This window comes from Actinomadura madurae, assembly GCF_047130825.1.
Classification (GTDB): Bacteria; Actinomycetota; Actinomycetes; order Streptosporangiales; family Streptosporangiaceae; genus Spirillospora; species Spirillospora madurae.
Genome location: NZ_CP083237.1, coordinates 7,518,300 through 7,531,013, shown reverse-complemented (window position 1 = coordinate 7,531,013; position 12,714 = coordinate 7,518,300). Strand labels below are relative to the sequence as shown.

Genomic DNA, 12,714 nt, shown 5'->3' with positions numbered 1-12,714 from the left:
CCGATGTCGCGGCGACCTAAGTTCCCCGGATGAGCGACTTTCGGCCACGGCGCCGCAGGACCGATGACCACACCGCGCGCTGGACGACCAGCGTCAGCGCGCCCGCGATGATCATCCCGGCGAAGTTGACCGCGAGCTGGAGCAGCGACCCGGTGATCTCGCTGGCGTGCTTGAGCGCCATCGCGACCGCGAGGTTCCCGGCGGCGGGCACGGTGGTGACCGAGATGAAGACGCCGACCAGCGCCGACGACTTGCCCGCGGTGAGCGACAGCACCCCGGCGGCCCCGGCGAGCAGCGCGACGATGAACGACCAGCGGTCCGGGCTGTAGATGAACGCGGTGAGCGGCCGTTCGTCCGGCAGCCGGTCCAGCTCGATCACGCCGATCCATCGGCTGACCAGCGCGCACACGTACGTGATCACGATCGCCACGGCGAACCCGGCCGCGAGCGCCCGCACCGCCTCCACGATCCGGCCCGGCTGGAGGCGGACGAGGCCGTAGCAGATCGCCGCGACGGCGCCGAACTCCGGCCCGAGCACCATCGCGCCGACCACCAGGACCGGCGAGTCGATCAGCGCCGCGATCCCGGCGAGCTGCGTGGCCAGCGCCAGGAACGCGACGAATGACCAGGTCAGCGCGGTGCCCTCGCTGACCTGCCGGTCCAGCTCCTCCCAGACGACGGCGTCGTCGCCGTGGCCGGGCGCCCGCTCCCTGGCCAGCTCGGCGCGCTCCGACAGCGTCAGGTCGACCTTGTCGAGCGCGATGGACCCGTCCCGGTCGACGCCGAGCGCGCGCAGCGCGTCCAGCACCTCGTTCGCCGACTCGCGCGCGACGTCGGCCGTCACCAGGTCGCCGCGCGGGGCACGCGCGGCGCCTTCGAGGACGACGACGTTGGCGGCCCCGGCGCAGCCGTCCAGCACCGCGCAGACCCGTTCCGTGCGGTCCGCCGGGACGATCGCTCTGAGATGCAGCACGGGCCAATCTTGCCCCAGGCGGCCGAAGCCGTGTGGCCGGGAAGCCAGCCCATACGGTTTGATCGGTTATTTGCTGACGAGGCGGCAAAAACCAACAGAAAAACCCCCAGGACGGTGACGGCATGGCCGGTGGCCCTGCGCTGGTGCACGCTCTACGAACGGCCGCGGCGGCCCTCGCGCTCGCCGTGCCCCTCGCCACGGCGGCCTGCGAAGGCGGCGTCGGTCTCTCGGAGACCGGCGCCCCGCCGTCCGGTACGCCGAAGTCCGGCGACGCGGCCCGCGCCCGCAAGGACCTCGCCGGTCTGCGCGTCGCGTCCGAGGGCGACGGCGGCGGCTACGAGCGCGGCAAGTTCGGCACGCGCTGGAAGGACACCGACCGCAACGGCTGCGACCAGCGCAACGACGTCCTCGCCCGCGACCTGGCGAAGGTCGAGAAGAAGGGCGATTGCGTCGTCCTCGCCGGTCGCCTCGACGACCCCTACAGCGGCAAGACGATCACCTTCGCGAAGAAGGACGCCGCCGAGGTGCAGATCGACCACGTCTACCCGCTCGCCCTCGCCTGGCGCATGGGCGCGTCCCGCTGGAGCGAGGACCGCCGCGAGCGGTTCGCCAACGACCACGCCAACCTCCTCGCCGTCTGGGGCGTACCGAACCGGCAGAAAAGCGACTCGGGCCCCGGCGAATGGAAACCCCAGAAGGCCTTCCAGTGCACCTACGCGATCAAGTACATAGCGATCGCCGACAAGTACGCCCTCCCCATAACCCGCCCCGACCACAACGCCCTCCAAGACTTCCTCGGCCGGTGTTGACCCAGGGGGCGCCCCCCTGCCCGTGATGGTGGTCGGGTCACCCCCGAGGGCAGGGCGGAGCCATATGCTCGTGAGATGAGCAGCGAACCGGAGCGGACTGACAGTGAGGGCGGGGACGGCGCCAAGGACGAGCGGCCGCGGGTGCGGACCGAGCGGGGCGTCGGCGCGCGGGCGACGGGGGCCGAGGTGACCGGGGCGTCCGCCACCGGGGTGGCGTTGCGGGCGGGCAACGGGCTCGGGTCGCTGGCGCTCGGGGCGATGGCGGTCGGCGCGGTCGCCGTCGGGGCGGTCGCGATCGGCAAGCTCGTCGTGAAGCGGGCGGTGATCGCCCATCTGGAGGCGGGGACCGTCGAGATCAGGCACCTGAAGGTCGGGCGCCTGGAGATCGACGAGCGCTAGCCGAGGGCCGCCTTCACCACGCCCGCGAGGTGCTCGGCCACCGACTGGGCCTGCGCTTCGGAGGCGGCCTCGACCATCACCCGGACCATCGGCTCGGTGCCGCTCGGCCGGATCAGGACGCGGCCGGTCTCGCCGAGGTCGGCCTCGGCGGCGGCGACGGCCGCGGCCAGGTCCGGGGACGTCTTCGCGCGGGTCTTGTCGACGCCCTTGACGTTGATGAGGACCTGCGGCAGCCGCGTCATCACCTTGGTCAGCTCGTCCAGCGGCTGCCCCCGGCGGACCATCGCGGCGAGCAGGTGCAGGCCGGTGAGGACGCCGTCGCCGGTGGTGGCGTGGTCCAGCATGATGACGTGGCCGGACTGCTCGCCGCCGAAGCCGAAGCCGCCCTCCTTCATCGCCTCCAGGACGTACCGGTCGCCGACCGCGGTCTGCACGACGGTGATGCCCGCCTGCTGCATCGCGAGCTTGAACCCGAGGTTCGACATGACGGTCGCGACCACGGTGTCGGCGGCGAGCGCGCCCGCCTCGCGCAGGTCGAGGGCCAGGATCGCCATGATCTGGTCGCCGTCCACGATCTCGCCGGACCCGGTCACCGCCAGGCAGCGGTCCGCGTCGCCGTCGTTGGCGATGCCGGCGTCCGCGCCGTGCTCCCGGACGGCCTTCTGCAACGCCCCCAGATGGGTGGAGCCGCAGCCGGAGTTGATGTTCAGCCCGTCCGGCGCCGTGCCGATCGTGATGACCTCGGCGCCGGCGCGGCGCAGCGCCTCCGGGGCCACGTCGCTGGACGCGCCGTTCGCGCAGTCGACCACGACGCGCAGGCCGTCCAGCGACACCGGGACCGTCGAGAGCAGGTGCGCCACGTACTGCTCGACCGCGCCGTGCGCCTCCCGGACGCGGCCGACGCCCGCGCCGGTCGGCGGGTCCCACGCCTCGCCGAGGCGCGCCTCGATCCGGTCCTCGATCTCGTCGGGCAGCTTGTGGCCGCTGCGGTCGAAGAACTTGATGCCGTTGTCGGGGGCCGGGTTGTGCGACGCCGACAGCATCACGCCGATGTCGGCGTCCAGCTCGTGCGTCAGGTGCGCGACCGCGGGCGTCGGCAGGACGCCGAGCCGCAGGACGTCCACCCCGGAGCTGGCGAGGCCCGCCACGACGGCCGCCTCCAGGAACTCGCCCGAGGCGCGCGGGTCGCGGCCGACCACCGCGACCGGGCGGTGCCCCTTGAACGCGCCCTGCTCGCCCAGCACCCGCGCCGCCGCGACGGACAGGTCCATCACCAGGGGGGCGGTGAGGTCGCGGTTGGCGAGCCCGCGCACGCCGTCGGTTCCGAAGAGACGAGCCACAGTTCAACTCCCGATCAGAGAGGGGCACCCCGGAAAAGCGGACGAGCCGCCGCACCCGGTGCGCCGGCCACGCGGGGCCGGCCGCGGAGAAGCCACGGGGTGCGACGGCTCGTGCCGTCGATCAACGCTTGCTGTACTGCGGAGCCTTGCGGGCCTTCTTGAGGCCGGCCTTCTTGCGCTCCGGCACCCGCGCGTCGCGGGTGAGGAAGCCGGCCTTCTTCAGCGCCGGGCGGTGCTCGATGTTCGCGAACTGCAGCGCGCGGGAGATGCCGAGGCGCAGCGCACCGGCCTGGCCGGTGGTGCCGCCGCCGTTGACGCGGGCGAGCACGTCGAACTGGCCCTCCAGGCCCAGCAGCACGAACGGCTCGTTCACGATCTGCTGGTGCACCTTGTTCGGGAAGTACTGGTCCAGGGTACGGCCGTTGATCTTCCACTGGCCGCTGCCGGGGACGATCCGGACCCGGGCGATGGCCTGCTTGCGGCGGCCGGTGCCGGCGGCGGGGCCGGTCGCGACCGGCTGGCCGAGGTAGCTCTCGCCGGCGGCCTCGGGGGTCTCGGTGCTGTACTCGGACGGCGCGTCCTCGTACGACTCGGTCTCGGCGGCCTGCTCGGCGCCGGTGGTCTCGTCCACGGTTCTCCTTGGGGTGTTCTAGCCAGGGCGGCTGGCCCGTCTTCTCGGGTGCCCCGGCGGCCTCATGTCGCGGTGCGCGCGATCGGGTCGCGCGCGGGTGTCACTTCTTGATCTGGCTGATCTGGGTGATCTCGAACGGGACCGGCTTCTGCGCCTGGTGCGGGTGGTCCGGCCCGGCATAGACCTTCACCTTGCCGAACATCTTCCGGCCGAGGGAGTTCTTGGGCAGCATGCCCTTGATCGCCTTCTCCACGGCCCGTTCGGGGTGCTTGGCGAGCAGGTCGGCGTAGTTCACCGAGCGCAGGCCGCCCGGGTAGCCGGAGTGCCGGTACGCCTTCTTCTGCTCCAGCTTGTTGCCGGACAGCGCCACCTTCTCGGCGTTCACGATGACGACGAAGTCACCGGTGTCGAGGTGCGGCGCGTAGATCGGCTTGTGCTTACCCCGAAGCAGCTGCGCGACATGACTGGCGAGACGGCCCAGCACGACATCGGTCGCGTCGATGACGTACCACTGACGCTGGACGTCAGCGGGCTTAGGGGTGTACGTGCGCACGGTCGTAAGCCTTCGTTTCTCGTCGACTTCTGAGCGGTTTCGATCCTCCGCCCGCCCGTACGGGCGAGCACCACCTGGCAGCGGAATCCTGCTCGCGCCGATCAGAGGATCATTCCGACCTGGCGCTCCGGGAGGCCGGGGCCCGCACGGCGCCGCGAGAGGCGCATGCTCGGGACACACCGGCACGTCGTCGCGTCTCCCCCGCCCGTACGGGCCAGGCGTGAACGCACACAACAAACACGCAGGATACTCGGCCGCGCGCGTGCGGGTCAAAACAAGGCGCCCTGAACAAGGCGCCCTGACGGCATCGGCCGTGTTCGCCATTATCGCGCACTCCGACATTCCTCCCGAATCAGGAACCGTCAGCGCTCTGCCGATCACGGAATGTAGTGATTTTGATCTTTCTTGAGAGATCTTCGTAACTGGGGGTTGATATCGGGATATGGTGCCGGGCGACCGGTCCACGCCGGCGCGAGCCGGCCCGCACCCGGGAGCCCCCGCTGTCCTCTCCCCGCAGACCAGGCGATCCCGCCGGACGCCGCAGTCCCGGCCACGGGCGCGAGCGTCCCGCACCGTACGACGCCGCCCCGCGCGGCGGTTCCGCCCCCCGCGACGAGCTCGTCGCCGGCGCCCCGCGCCGTGCCCGCTCCGGCCCGCCGCCCGGCGGGCGACGTCCGCCCGGCGACGGCTCCGGCCGTCCGCCGGGACGCAGGCGCCGCGGCAAGAGCGCGACTGGGATCGTGGTGGCCATCACCGCGTCCGGGCTCGCGATCGGCATCGGCGTCGCGATCGACCGGCTCGTCCTGCCCGAGCTGCGGTCGGAGAAGACCGCCGCGTCCGGGCCCGAGAAGGACCCGTCGACCGTGTCCCTGCCGGGACCGCAGAGCGACCCGCTGGCCGGAACCGGGAACGGCTCCGGCACGGGCGCCGGCGGCGAGGGCTCGCCGAGCGCCGCGCCCTCGCCGACCACGGCGGAGCCGACGCCGCCGCTGAAGCCGATCCACCCGCGGACGACCGCCGCGGCGAAGCCGTCCAAGTCCGACGCGCCGCCGAGGTCGGGCTCGCCGTCGTCCGGCGGCGGCTCCGCGGGCGGCAGCACCGGCGGCTCGTCGAGCACCGAGACCGCCGTGGTGACGCTGACCAACGCCGAGCGCGCGAAGAACGGCTGCAAGGCGCTGCGCATCGACCAGCGGCTCGTCGTCGCGGCCCGCAAGCACTCCGCGGACATGGCGGCCAACAACTACTTCGACCACACGTCCCGCAACGGCGACAGCCCGTGGAAGCGGATGGAGGACGCCGGCTACCCCAGCCCCGGCGCGGAGAACATCGCCAAGGGCTACCCGACCGCCGCGGCCGTGGTGAAAGGCTGGATGAACAGCCCCGGGCACCGGGCCAACATCCTCAACTGCGGCCTGCGCGCCGTCGGGGTCGGCAAGGCCTCGGGCCCCGGCGGGCCGCTCTGGACGCAGAACTTCGGCTGGAAGTGACCCCCGCGTTCCTCGCGGTCATGACCTTCGGGAAATCACCGGCGTCCGGTTCGCCCCCATGTCATGGTGGGTGTCTCGAAGGTCCAGAGCCCTGAACGAGGAACGGTAAGGTCCACACCATGGGTTATCCGGGCGATCAAGGCAAACCCGGCGACTGGCCTCCGCGGCAGTCGCCGCACGCGCCGTACGGACCCGGAGAAGAAGCGCCGCCGTACGGCCACGACAACAACGAAGCCCCCTTCGCACCGCGCGACGAGGCGCCGGGCGCCAGGCCGTTCGGGCAGGAGCCGTTCGGGCAGGAGCCCTTCGCCCAGGAGCCGTTCGGCCAAGAGCCGTTCGGCCAGGGGGCGTACGGGCAGCCGTCCAGTAACGAGCCGCTCGGGCAGCCGTCCGGCAACGAGCCGTTCGGCGGGTCGCCCGCCGGCGACACCGCCGCGTGGTCCGACCAGCCGCCCGCGTGGGGCGACGAACCCGTCGCGGGCAACGTGGCCGGCCCGGACCCCTACGGCGCCTACGAGGGCCCGCCTCCGGGCCCGGCCGGCGGCCCCGGCGGCGGGCCGGTCCCGCCCGAGCGCCGCCGCAACCTCCCGCTGATCATCGGCGGCGCGGCGGTCGCCGGGATCCTGCTCATCGGCGGCGGTGTCGGGCTGTCGTCGATGCTCAAGGGCGACGACGAGCCGGAGAAGAAGGCACCGGCCGGCGCCGCCTCCAAGCAGCCCCAGGCGACGCCGAGCCCCACCAAGCCCGTCCTCGCGCCGGTGAAGCTGCAGAGCCGCACCACCGACCCCTCGCCGCTGACCCTCAAGGAGGTCTTCGGCAAGAGCAGGTTCACCGCGGGCGGCCACAAGTACGTCCGCACGGCCGTCAACTCGCAGAAGAGCTGCACCGGCGTCGTCGGCGGCACGACCCTGGAGAAGACATTCAAGAAGGGGCGCTGCACGCAGGCGCTCCGCGCCACCTACGCGCTCAGCACCGGCGCCCTCATCGGGACGGTCGGCGTCTTCAACCTGGAGAACGAGAAGGCGGCCAAGCTGGCCGTCAAGGCCGCGGGCGGCAAGGACGCCTTCCTCCAGGCGCTGCCCGGCAAGGGCGTCTCGAAGACCAACGGCAAGGGCGAGGCGCTCGGCACGTCGCAGGCGCGCGGCCACTACGTCATCATGACGTGGGTGCAGCGGCCGGACGGCAAGAAGATAGCGACCAAGTACCATGCCGCCGTCCGGGTCTTCGGCACTCAGATGGTCAAGGGCAGCAACTTGGCCCTGGCCCTGCACTACAGGGAAACCGAAGGCAAGCCCCTCCAAAAGTGACCTGGTTGAATACCCTCTCTGCTTATGTCTGGACCTAGAGACACCCGGGAGACCGCCGAGGACGCGGGCACGGCCGCCGTCCCCGCCGACGCGGCCCCGCCCAGTTTCGGCGGTGCGGCTCCCCCCGCCGACGCGGTCGCCGAGGAGGCGCCGCAGGCGGAGTCCGCCTCCCTCAAGCTCCCAGCCTTCGGCCTGGAGGCCCCCTGGTGGGCCGCCGAGTCCGCGGACACCTCCCCGCCGGAGGACGACGACCCGCAGGACGCGGAGGCGCGGCCGGAACCGGTGGCCGAGGACGAGCCGGACACCCCACGGGCCGAGCCTGAGCCCGCCGCGCCCGCCGCGGCTCCGCCCGGGACGCTGGTCGCGGGCGAGGGGGTCCCGAGCGTCGACTCGCGCCGGGCCGTCCCCGCCGAGCCGATCGTCAAGCCCCCGGTCTCCCCGGACGACACCGACCCCGACGGCTTCAAGCCCATCCCGGCGGAGGACGAGAACCCGTCCGACGATCCTCGGGACGAGGTGTCCGAGGACGCCGCCGAACAGGGCGGCCAGGACGACGCCACCGCGGCGAGCGAGACACCGCGGGACGAGACCACCCCGGAAGAAACCGCGGACGACACCGCCGTGGACGACACCGTCGTGGAGGGGACCCCCACCCCCGTCTCGGCGTTCGAGAAGGCCAAGGAGGCCGAGGACGCGGCGCCCCTCGCCCCGGTGCTCGTCCCGGACGCGATCCTGCCGCCCGGGTTCGTCCCGCCCACCGGCAGCGGCCCGTTCCCCAGCACCGAACCCGACGCGGGCGCCGCGCCGACCGCCGAGCAGCCCGCGGTGATCACGCCGGTCTACCACGCCGAGGGCGGCGTCCCGAACGACACCCCTCCACCGCCCGGGCGACCCCCGCGGGACACCGCGGGCCAGGGCGGGAACAAGCGCCGGACCCTGCTGATCGGCGGCGGCGCGGCGATCATCCTCGCCGCGGCGGCCGCCCTGTTCCTCGTCGGCGGGACGGGTGCGAGCGGCGAAGGCGGCGGGAAGAAGCAGAGCGGCGAGCCGCCGCCGGTGTCGCAGTCCACCCCGCCCGCCACGCCGTCCCCCGGCGCCGGCGGTGGCGGCGGCGCGCCGGCGACGCGCATCGACAACGAGAAGACCGACCCCGGCGACCTGGCGTTCCACGACGTCTTCCCGGCCGAGATTCTGCGGCTCGGCGGCCGGACCTTCACCCGCGACCGCTGGTCCCTCAACCGGGACGTCGCGTACGCGGCGCGCGGCTCGATGCTCGCCACCCTGAAACGGGAGAGGTGCCGCAAGATCGTCCGCGCGACGTACATCGACCCGCGCAGCAAGCTCGCCGTCACCTCCGGCATCGCGGTGATGCCGACGAAGGCGGCGGCGCTCACCGTCAGCAAGGCGGGCGACCCCGCCAAGTACGAGTGGTTCCGCGGCATGGCGGGCAAGCGCTCCCCGGACATCGACCGGGCCGGCGGGTACGCGGCGGCGACCGTCCGCGGCCGGTACGTCGCCTACGCCTACGTGCAGTGGGCGAACGGCAGGACGGCCGAGCCCGGCGACCCGACGATCAAGAAGATCGCGCAGCAGTTCCTCGACCACGACCTGCGCCCGATCGTGCAACGCGCCGGGGGCTGAGCCGGCGCGGACGCCCGCGGGTCAGCCGCCCTGCCGGGGCGCGGCCCCGCCGGACGGGGCGGGCTGCTCCGCGGCCGCCGCGGCGGCGGTGGCGTTCAGCGTCCGGACGCGGCGGGTCTCCTGGGCGCGGCGGGCCAGGCTGTCGTCGTCCGGGTAGCGGATCTCCTCCAGGCACAGGCCGTGCGCCGGCGCGACGTTCACCCCCGAGTCGCGGACGCGGGCGGCGAGCACCTGCGCGGGCCAGTCGGCCTCGCGCCGCCCGTCCCCGACCATGAGCAGGGCGCCGACGAGCGCGCGGACCATCGAGTGGCAGAACGCGTCGGCCTCCACGGTCGCGAGCGCCAGGTGCGGGTCACGGTCGTCGCGGGCCCACTCGTACCGCAGCAGCTCGCGGATCGTCGTCGCGCCCTCCCGCTTCCGGCAGTACGCCGCGAAGTCGTTCTCCCCCACCAGCAGCCGCGCGGCCTCGTTCATCCGGCCGAGGTTCAGCGGGCGCGGGTGCCACAGCACGTCGTGGCGGCGCAGCGGGTCCACCCCGACCGGGTTGTCGCACACCCGGTACACGTAGCGGCGGGACAGCGCGGAGAAGCGCGCGTCGAACCCCTCGGGCGCGACCGACACGCGCCACACCCGCACGTCCGGCGGCAGCAGCCCGGCGAGCCGGCGCGGCATCGTCCCGTTGATCGCCGAGTAGGCGGCCACCGGGACGACCAGGTGGGCGACCTGCCCGCGCGCGTGGACGCCGGCGTCGGTGCGTCCCGCGACGGTGAGCATGGGCGGCGGGTCCAGGCGCAGCATCCGCGCCAGCGCGTCCTCGATGACGCCCTGGACGGTCCGCTGGTTCGGCTGCCTCGCCCAGCCCGCGAAGTCCGACCCGTCGTAGCCGATGTCGAGCCGGAGTCGTACCAGAGCGGTCATGTCAGCCGTATCGTCCCTCTGCACCGTGCGTCCGTTCCCCCCGATGATCCGCGTCCACCGGGCACTTCCCTGACACGCTCCCCGCTTAACCGCCGCCCGCCTGCCATGACCATGAGATCAAGTCTGGCAAAGTTCGGGCCCGCCGTCCCGAAGGAAACGGCGGGCCCTCACGAATGTCGAGCAAACGCTCGCCTAGGTCGCGTGGAGAACTACTCCTTGCCCTCGGCCTTGGCGTCGTCCTCGGCGTCGTCCTTGGCCTCGTCCGCCGCGGTGTCGTCCTGCTCGGCCTTCGCGTCCGCGGCCTCGGGCTCGTCGTCGGCGGCGGCCTTGCTGAGGGTGACCTCGCCCTCGGCGGGCAGGTCCTCCTCGGCGATCGTGGGCGTGTCGGCCTTGCCGGTGGACGCGGCCAGCTGCTCCTGCACCAGCTCGATCACGGCCATCGGCGCGTTGTCGCCCTTGCGCGGGCCGATCTTGGTGATGCGGGTGTAGCCGCCGGGCCGGTTCTCGAAGCGCGGCGCGATCTCGGTGAAGAGCTCGTGCAGCACGCCCTTGTCGCGGATCGTGCGGGCCACCAGGCGCCGGTTGTGCAGGTCGCCCTTCTTGGCCTTGGTGATCAGCTTCTCCGCCAGCGGGCGGACCCGGCGGGCCTTGGCCTCGGTGGTGGTGATGCGGCCGTGCTCGAACAGGGCCGTGGCCAGGTTCGCCAGGATCAGCTTCTGGTGCGCCGCGCTACCGCCGAGGCGGGCGCCCTTGGTGGGCTGGGGCATGGTGCGTCCTTCCTGCACCGGCCGTATCAGGTACCGGTGTCAGCTGGTTCCGGGACGGCCGGGGAACGGTGCCCCCGGCCGCCGGAATCGGGTGTCTAGTACTGCTCGGTCTCGGCGTAGCTCTGGTCGTCGTCGCCGTAGTTGTCCGCCGCCGCGCTCGGGTCGAACCCGGGCGGGGAGTCCTTCAGCGACAGGCCCATGTCGTTGAGCTTCTGCTTGACCTCTTCGATCGACTTGGCGCCGAAGTTCCTGATGTCGAGCAGGTCCTGCTCACTGCGGGCCACGAGCTCGCCCACCGAGTGGATGCCCTCGCGCTTCAGGCAGTTGTAGGAGCGGACCGTCAGGTTCAGCTCCTCGATCGGCAGGGCCAGGTCCGCGGCGAGCGCGGCGTCCGTCGGGGACGGGCCCATGTCGATGCCCTCGGCCTCGACGTTGAGCTCCCGGGCCAGCCCGAACAGCTCGACGAGGGTCTTGCCGGCGGACGCGACCGCGTCGCGCGGCAGCATGCACGCCTTGGTCTCCACGTCCAGGATGAGGCGGTCGAAGTCGGTGCGCTGCTCGACTCGGGTGGCCTCGACCTTGTAGGTGACCTTGAGCACGGGCGAGTAGATGGAGTCGATCGGGATCCGGCCGATCTCCTGGCCCGGCTGCTTGTTCTGCGCGGCGGAGACGTAGCCGCGGCCGCGCTCGACCGTCAGCTCCATCTCCAGCTTGGCCTTGTTGTTCAGCGTGGCGATGTGCAGGTCCGGGTTGTGGACCTCGACGCCCGCGGGCGGCGCGATGTCGGCCGCGGTGACCTCGCCCGGCCCCTGCTTGCGCAGGTACATGACCACGGGCTCGTCGTGCTCGGACGAGACGACGAGCTCCTTGAGGTTCAGGATGATGTCGGTGACGTCCTCCTTGACGCCCGGCACGGTGGAGAACTCGTGCAGGACGCCCTCGATCCGGATGCTGGTGACGGCCGCACCGGGGATCGAGGAGAGCAGGGTACGGCGCAGCGAGTTGCCGATCGTGTAGCCGAAGCCCGGCTCCAGCGGCTCGATGGTGAACCGCGACCGGTACTCGTCGACCTGCTCTTCGGTGAGAGTGGGACGCTGAGCGATGAGCATGGTGATGCCTTCTTTCCGCGGTGCCCGCTATTTGACTACCGCGTTCGAGAGTGTTCCCCGTTCCGCCGGGATCCCACCCGGGGACCCCGGCGGAACGGCGTGAGCCCTACTTGGAGTAGAGCTCGACGATCAGCTGCTCCTGGACGGGAGCGTCGATCTGCTGCCGGACGGGCAGCGAGTGCACGAGGATCCGCATCTTCTCGCCGTCCACCCCGAGCCACGCCGGGACAGGCCGATCGCCGACCTCGGCCTTGGCGACCTGGAACGGCGTCATCTCGGCCGACTTGGGCTTGACGTCGATGATGTCGGCCTCGCTCACGAGGGCCGACGGGATGTTGACCTTCGTGCCGTTGACCCGGATGTGGCCGTGCCGGATGAGCTGGCGGGCCATGTCGCGGGACTTGGCGAAGCCGCCCCGGTAGACGACGTTGTCGAGCCGGCGCTCCAGCAGCGTGAGCAGGTTGTCGCCCGTCTTGCCCTGCTGGCGGTTCGCCTCGACGTAGTAGTTGTGGAACTGCCGCTCCAGCACGCCGTAGATGCGCCGAGCCTTTTGCTTCTCGCGGAGCTGCAGCAGGTACTCGGTCTCCTTGGGCCGGCCGCGTCCGTGCTCACCCGGCGGGTAGGGACGGATCTCGATCGGGCACTTCGGGCCCTCGCACTTGCTGCCCTTGAGGAACAGCTTCATCTTCTCGCGGCGGCAGAGCTTGCAGTCCGCACCGGTGTAACGAGCCATTGTTTCTAGATCTCCCCTGCCTCAGACGCGCCTGACCAGCACAGTGG

The 12,714-nt window shown here is 72.2% G+C and carries 14 protein-coding genes; 6 read left to right on the top strand and 8 right to left on the bottom strand.

Going from position 1 to position 12,714, the window contains the following annotated elements; all coding sequences use genetic code 11:
- Positions 1-16: 16 nt before the first annotated feature.
- On the bottom strand, positions 17-973 hold the full coding sequence (locus K8Z49_RS34800) for a DUF389 domain-containing protein (RefSeq protein ID WP_075023898.1): 957 nt from the start codon (positions 971-973) through the stop codon (positions 17-19).
- 122 nt (positions 974-1,095) lie between these two features.
- Between K8Z49_RS34800 and K8Z49_RS34795 the strand changes: the two genes are divergently transcribed.
- Together K8Z49_RS34795 and K8Z49_RS34790 are read left to right on the top strand one after the other, a co-directional pair.
- Complete coding sequence (locus K8Z49_RS34795; protein ID WP_075023899.1) at positions 1,096-1,782, top strand: HNH endonuclease family protein; 687 nt, start codon at positions 1,096-1,098, stop codon at positions 1,780-1,782.
- Between the two features lie 75 nt (positions 1,783-1,857).
- Complete coding sequence (locus K8Z49_RS34790) at positions 1,858-2,181, top strand: hypothetical protein (protein WP_021598216.1); 324 nt, start codon at positions 1,858-1,860, stop codon at positions 2,179-2,181.
- On the opposite strand, the gene glmM is transcribed toward K8Z49_RS34790, so the two are convergent.
- The 3 genes from glmM to rplM all read right to left on the bottom strand — a co-directional run bounded on the left by glmM (position 2,178) and on the right by rplM (position 4,705).
- Positions 2,178-3,521 carry a phosphoglucosamine mutase gene (gene glmM, locus K8Z49_RS34785; protein WP_412516164.1) on the bottom strand — a complete coding sequence of 448 codons (1,344 nt, stop codon included), beginning with the start codon at positions 3,519-3,521 and terminating at the stop codon, positions 2,178-2,180. The two genes, K8Z49_RS34790 and glmM, sit on opposite strands and share 4 nt — an antisense overlap.
- A gap of 121 nt (positions 3,522-3,642) precedes the next feature.
- Positions 3,643-4,152, bottom strand: a complete 510-nt coding sequence (gene rpsI / locus K8Z49_RS34780) for a 30S ribosomal protein S9 (protein WP_075023901.1) — start codon at positions 4,150-4,152, stop codon at positions 3,643-3,645.
- Positions 4,153-4,252: 100 nt separating this feature from the next.
- A complete protein-coding gene (gene rplM, locus K8Z49_RS34775; RefSeq protein ID WP_021598219.1) occupies positions 4,253-4,705 on the bottom strand; it encodes a 50S ribosomal protein L13 in 453 nt (150 codons plus the stop codon).
- Positions 4,706-4,925: 220 nt separating this feature from the next.
- On the opposite strand from rplM, the gene K8Z49_RS34770 reads away from it, so the two are divergent.
- The 4 genes from K8Z49_RS34770 to K8Z49_RS34755 all read left to right on the top strand — a co-directional run bounded on the left by K8Z49_RS34770 (position 4,926) and on the right by K8Z49_RS34755 (position 9,140).
- Entirely contained in the window at positions 4,926-5,114 is a 189-nt protein-coding gene (locus tag K8Z49_RS34770) for a hypothetical protein (protein ID WP_412516163.1), read from the top strand.
- 331 nt (positions 5,115-5,445) lie between these two features.
- Complete coding sequence (locus K8Z49_RS34765; protein ID WP_412516162.1) at positions 5,446-6,192, top strand: CAP domain-containing protein; 747 nt, start codon at positions 5,446-5,448, stop codon at positions 6,190-6,192.
- A gap of 119 nt (positions 6,193-6,311) precedes the next feature.
- Positions 6,312-7,499, top strand: coding sequence for a hypothetical protein (locus K8Z49_RS34760; protein WP_024934175.1), 1,188 nt, complete (start codon positions 6,312-6,314; stop codon positions 7,497-7,499).
- Between the two features lie 24 nt (positions 7,500-7,523).
- Complete coding sequence (locus K8Z49_RS34755) at positions 7,524-9,140, top strand: hypothetical protein (protein ID WP_412516161.1); 1,617 nt, start codon at positions 7,524-7,526, stop codon at positions 9,138-9,140.
- Positions 9,141-9,161: 21 nt separating this feature from the next.
- Here the strand turns inward: K8Z49_RS34755 and truA are convergent, their stop codons facing one another.
- The 4 genes from truA to rpsD form a co-directional block, all read right to left on the bottom strand.
- The gene (gene truA / locus K8Z49_RS34750) at positions 9,162-10,058 is read right to left on the bottom strand and encodes a tRNA pseudouridine(38-40) synthase TruA (RefSeq protein WP_024934176.1); all 897 of its coding nucleotides are present in this window, start codon (positions 10,056-10,058) and stop codon (positions 9,162-9,164) included.
- A 209-nt stretch (positions 10,059-10,267) separates the two neighbouring features.
- A complete protein-coding gene (rplQ, locus tag K8Z49_RS34745; protein WP_412516160.1) occupies positions 10,268-10,825 on the bottom strand; it encodes a 50S ribosomal protein L17 in 558 nt (185 codons plus the stop codon).
- A gap of 95 nt (positions 10,826-10,920) precedes the next feature.
- Positions 10,921-11,934 (bottom strand): DNA-directed RNA polymerase subunit alpha, encoded by a 1,014-nt coding sequence (locus K8Z49_RS34740; protein ID WP_021596708.1) that lies wholly within the window; start codon positions 11,932-11,934, stop codon positions 10,921-10,923.
- A gap of 106 nt (positions 11,935-12,040) precedes the next feature.
- The gene (gene rpsD / locus K8Z49_RS34735; protein ID WP_021596709.1) at positions 12,041-12,667 is read right to left on the bottom strand and encodes a 30S ribosomal protein S4; all 627 of its coding nucleotides are present in this window, start codon (positions 12,665-12,667) and stop codon (positions 12,041-12,043) included.
- Between the last annotated feature and the right edge of the window lie 47 nt (positions 12,668-12,714).

What these genes read in the sequence shown, in the direction of transcription:
- K8Z49_RS34790 (WP_021598216.1), top strand. Translation starts at nt 1,858, where the DNA reads ATGAGCAGCGAACCGGAGCGGACTGACAGTGAGGGCGGGGACGGCGCC.
- K8Z49_RS34740 (WP_021596708.1), bottom strand. Translation starts at nt 11,934, where the DNA reads ATGCTCATCGCTCAGCGTCCCACTCTCACCGAAGAGCAGGTCGACGAG.
- K8Z49_RS34795 (WP_075023899.1), top strand. Translation starts at nt 1,096, where the DNA reads ATGGCCGGTGGCCCTGCGCTGGTGCACGCTCTACGAACGGCCGCGGCG.
- K8Z49_RS34760 (WP_024934175.1), top strand. Translation starts at nt 6,312, where the DNA reads ATGGGTTATCCGGGCGATCAAGGCAAACCCGGCGACTGGCCTCCGCGG.
- truA (WP_024934176.1), bottom strand. Translation starts at nt 10,058, where the DNA reads ATGACCGCTCTGGTACGACTCCGGCTCGACATCGGCTACGACGGGTCG.
- rplQ (WP_412516160.1), bottom strand. Translation starts at nt 10,825, where the DNA reads ATGCCCCAGCCCACCAAGGGCGCCCGCCTCGGCGGTAGCGCGGCGCAC.
- K8Z49_RS34755 (WP_412516161.1), top strand. Translation starts at nt 7,524, where the DNA reads ATGTCTGGACCTAGAGACACCCGGGAGACCGCCGAGGACGCGGGCACG.
- rpsD (WP_021596709.1), bottom strand. Translation starts at nt 12,667, where the DNA reads ATGGCTCGTTACACCGGTGCGGACTGCAAGCTCTGCCGCCGCGAGAAG.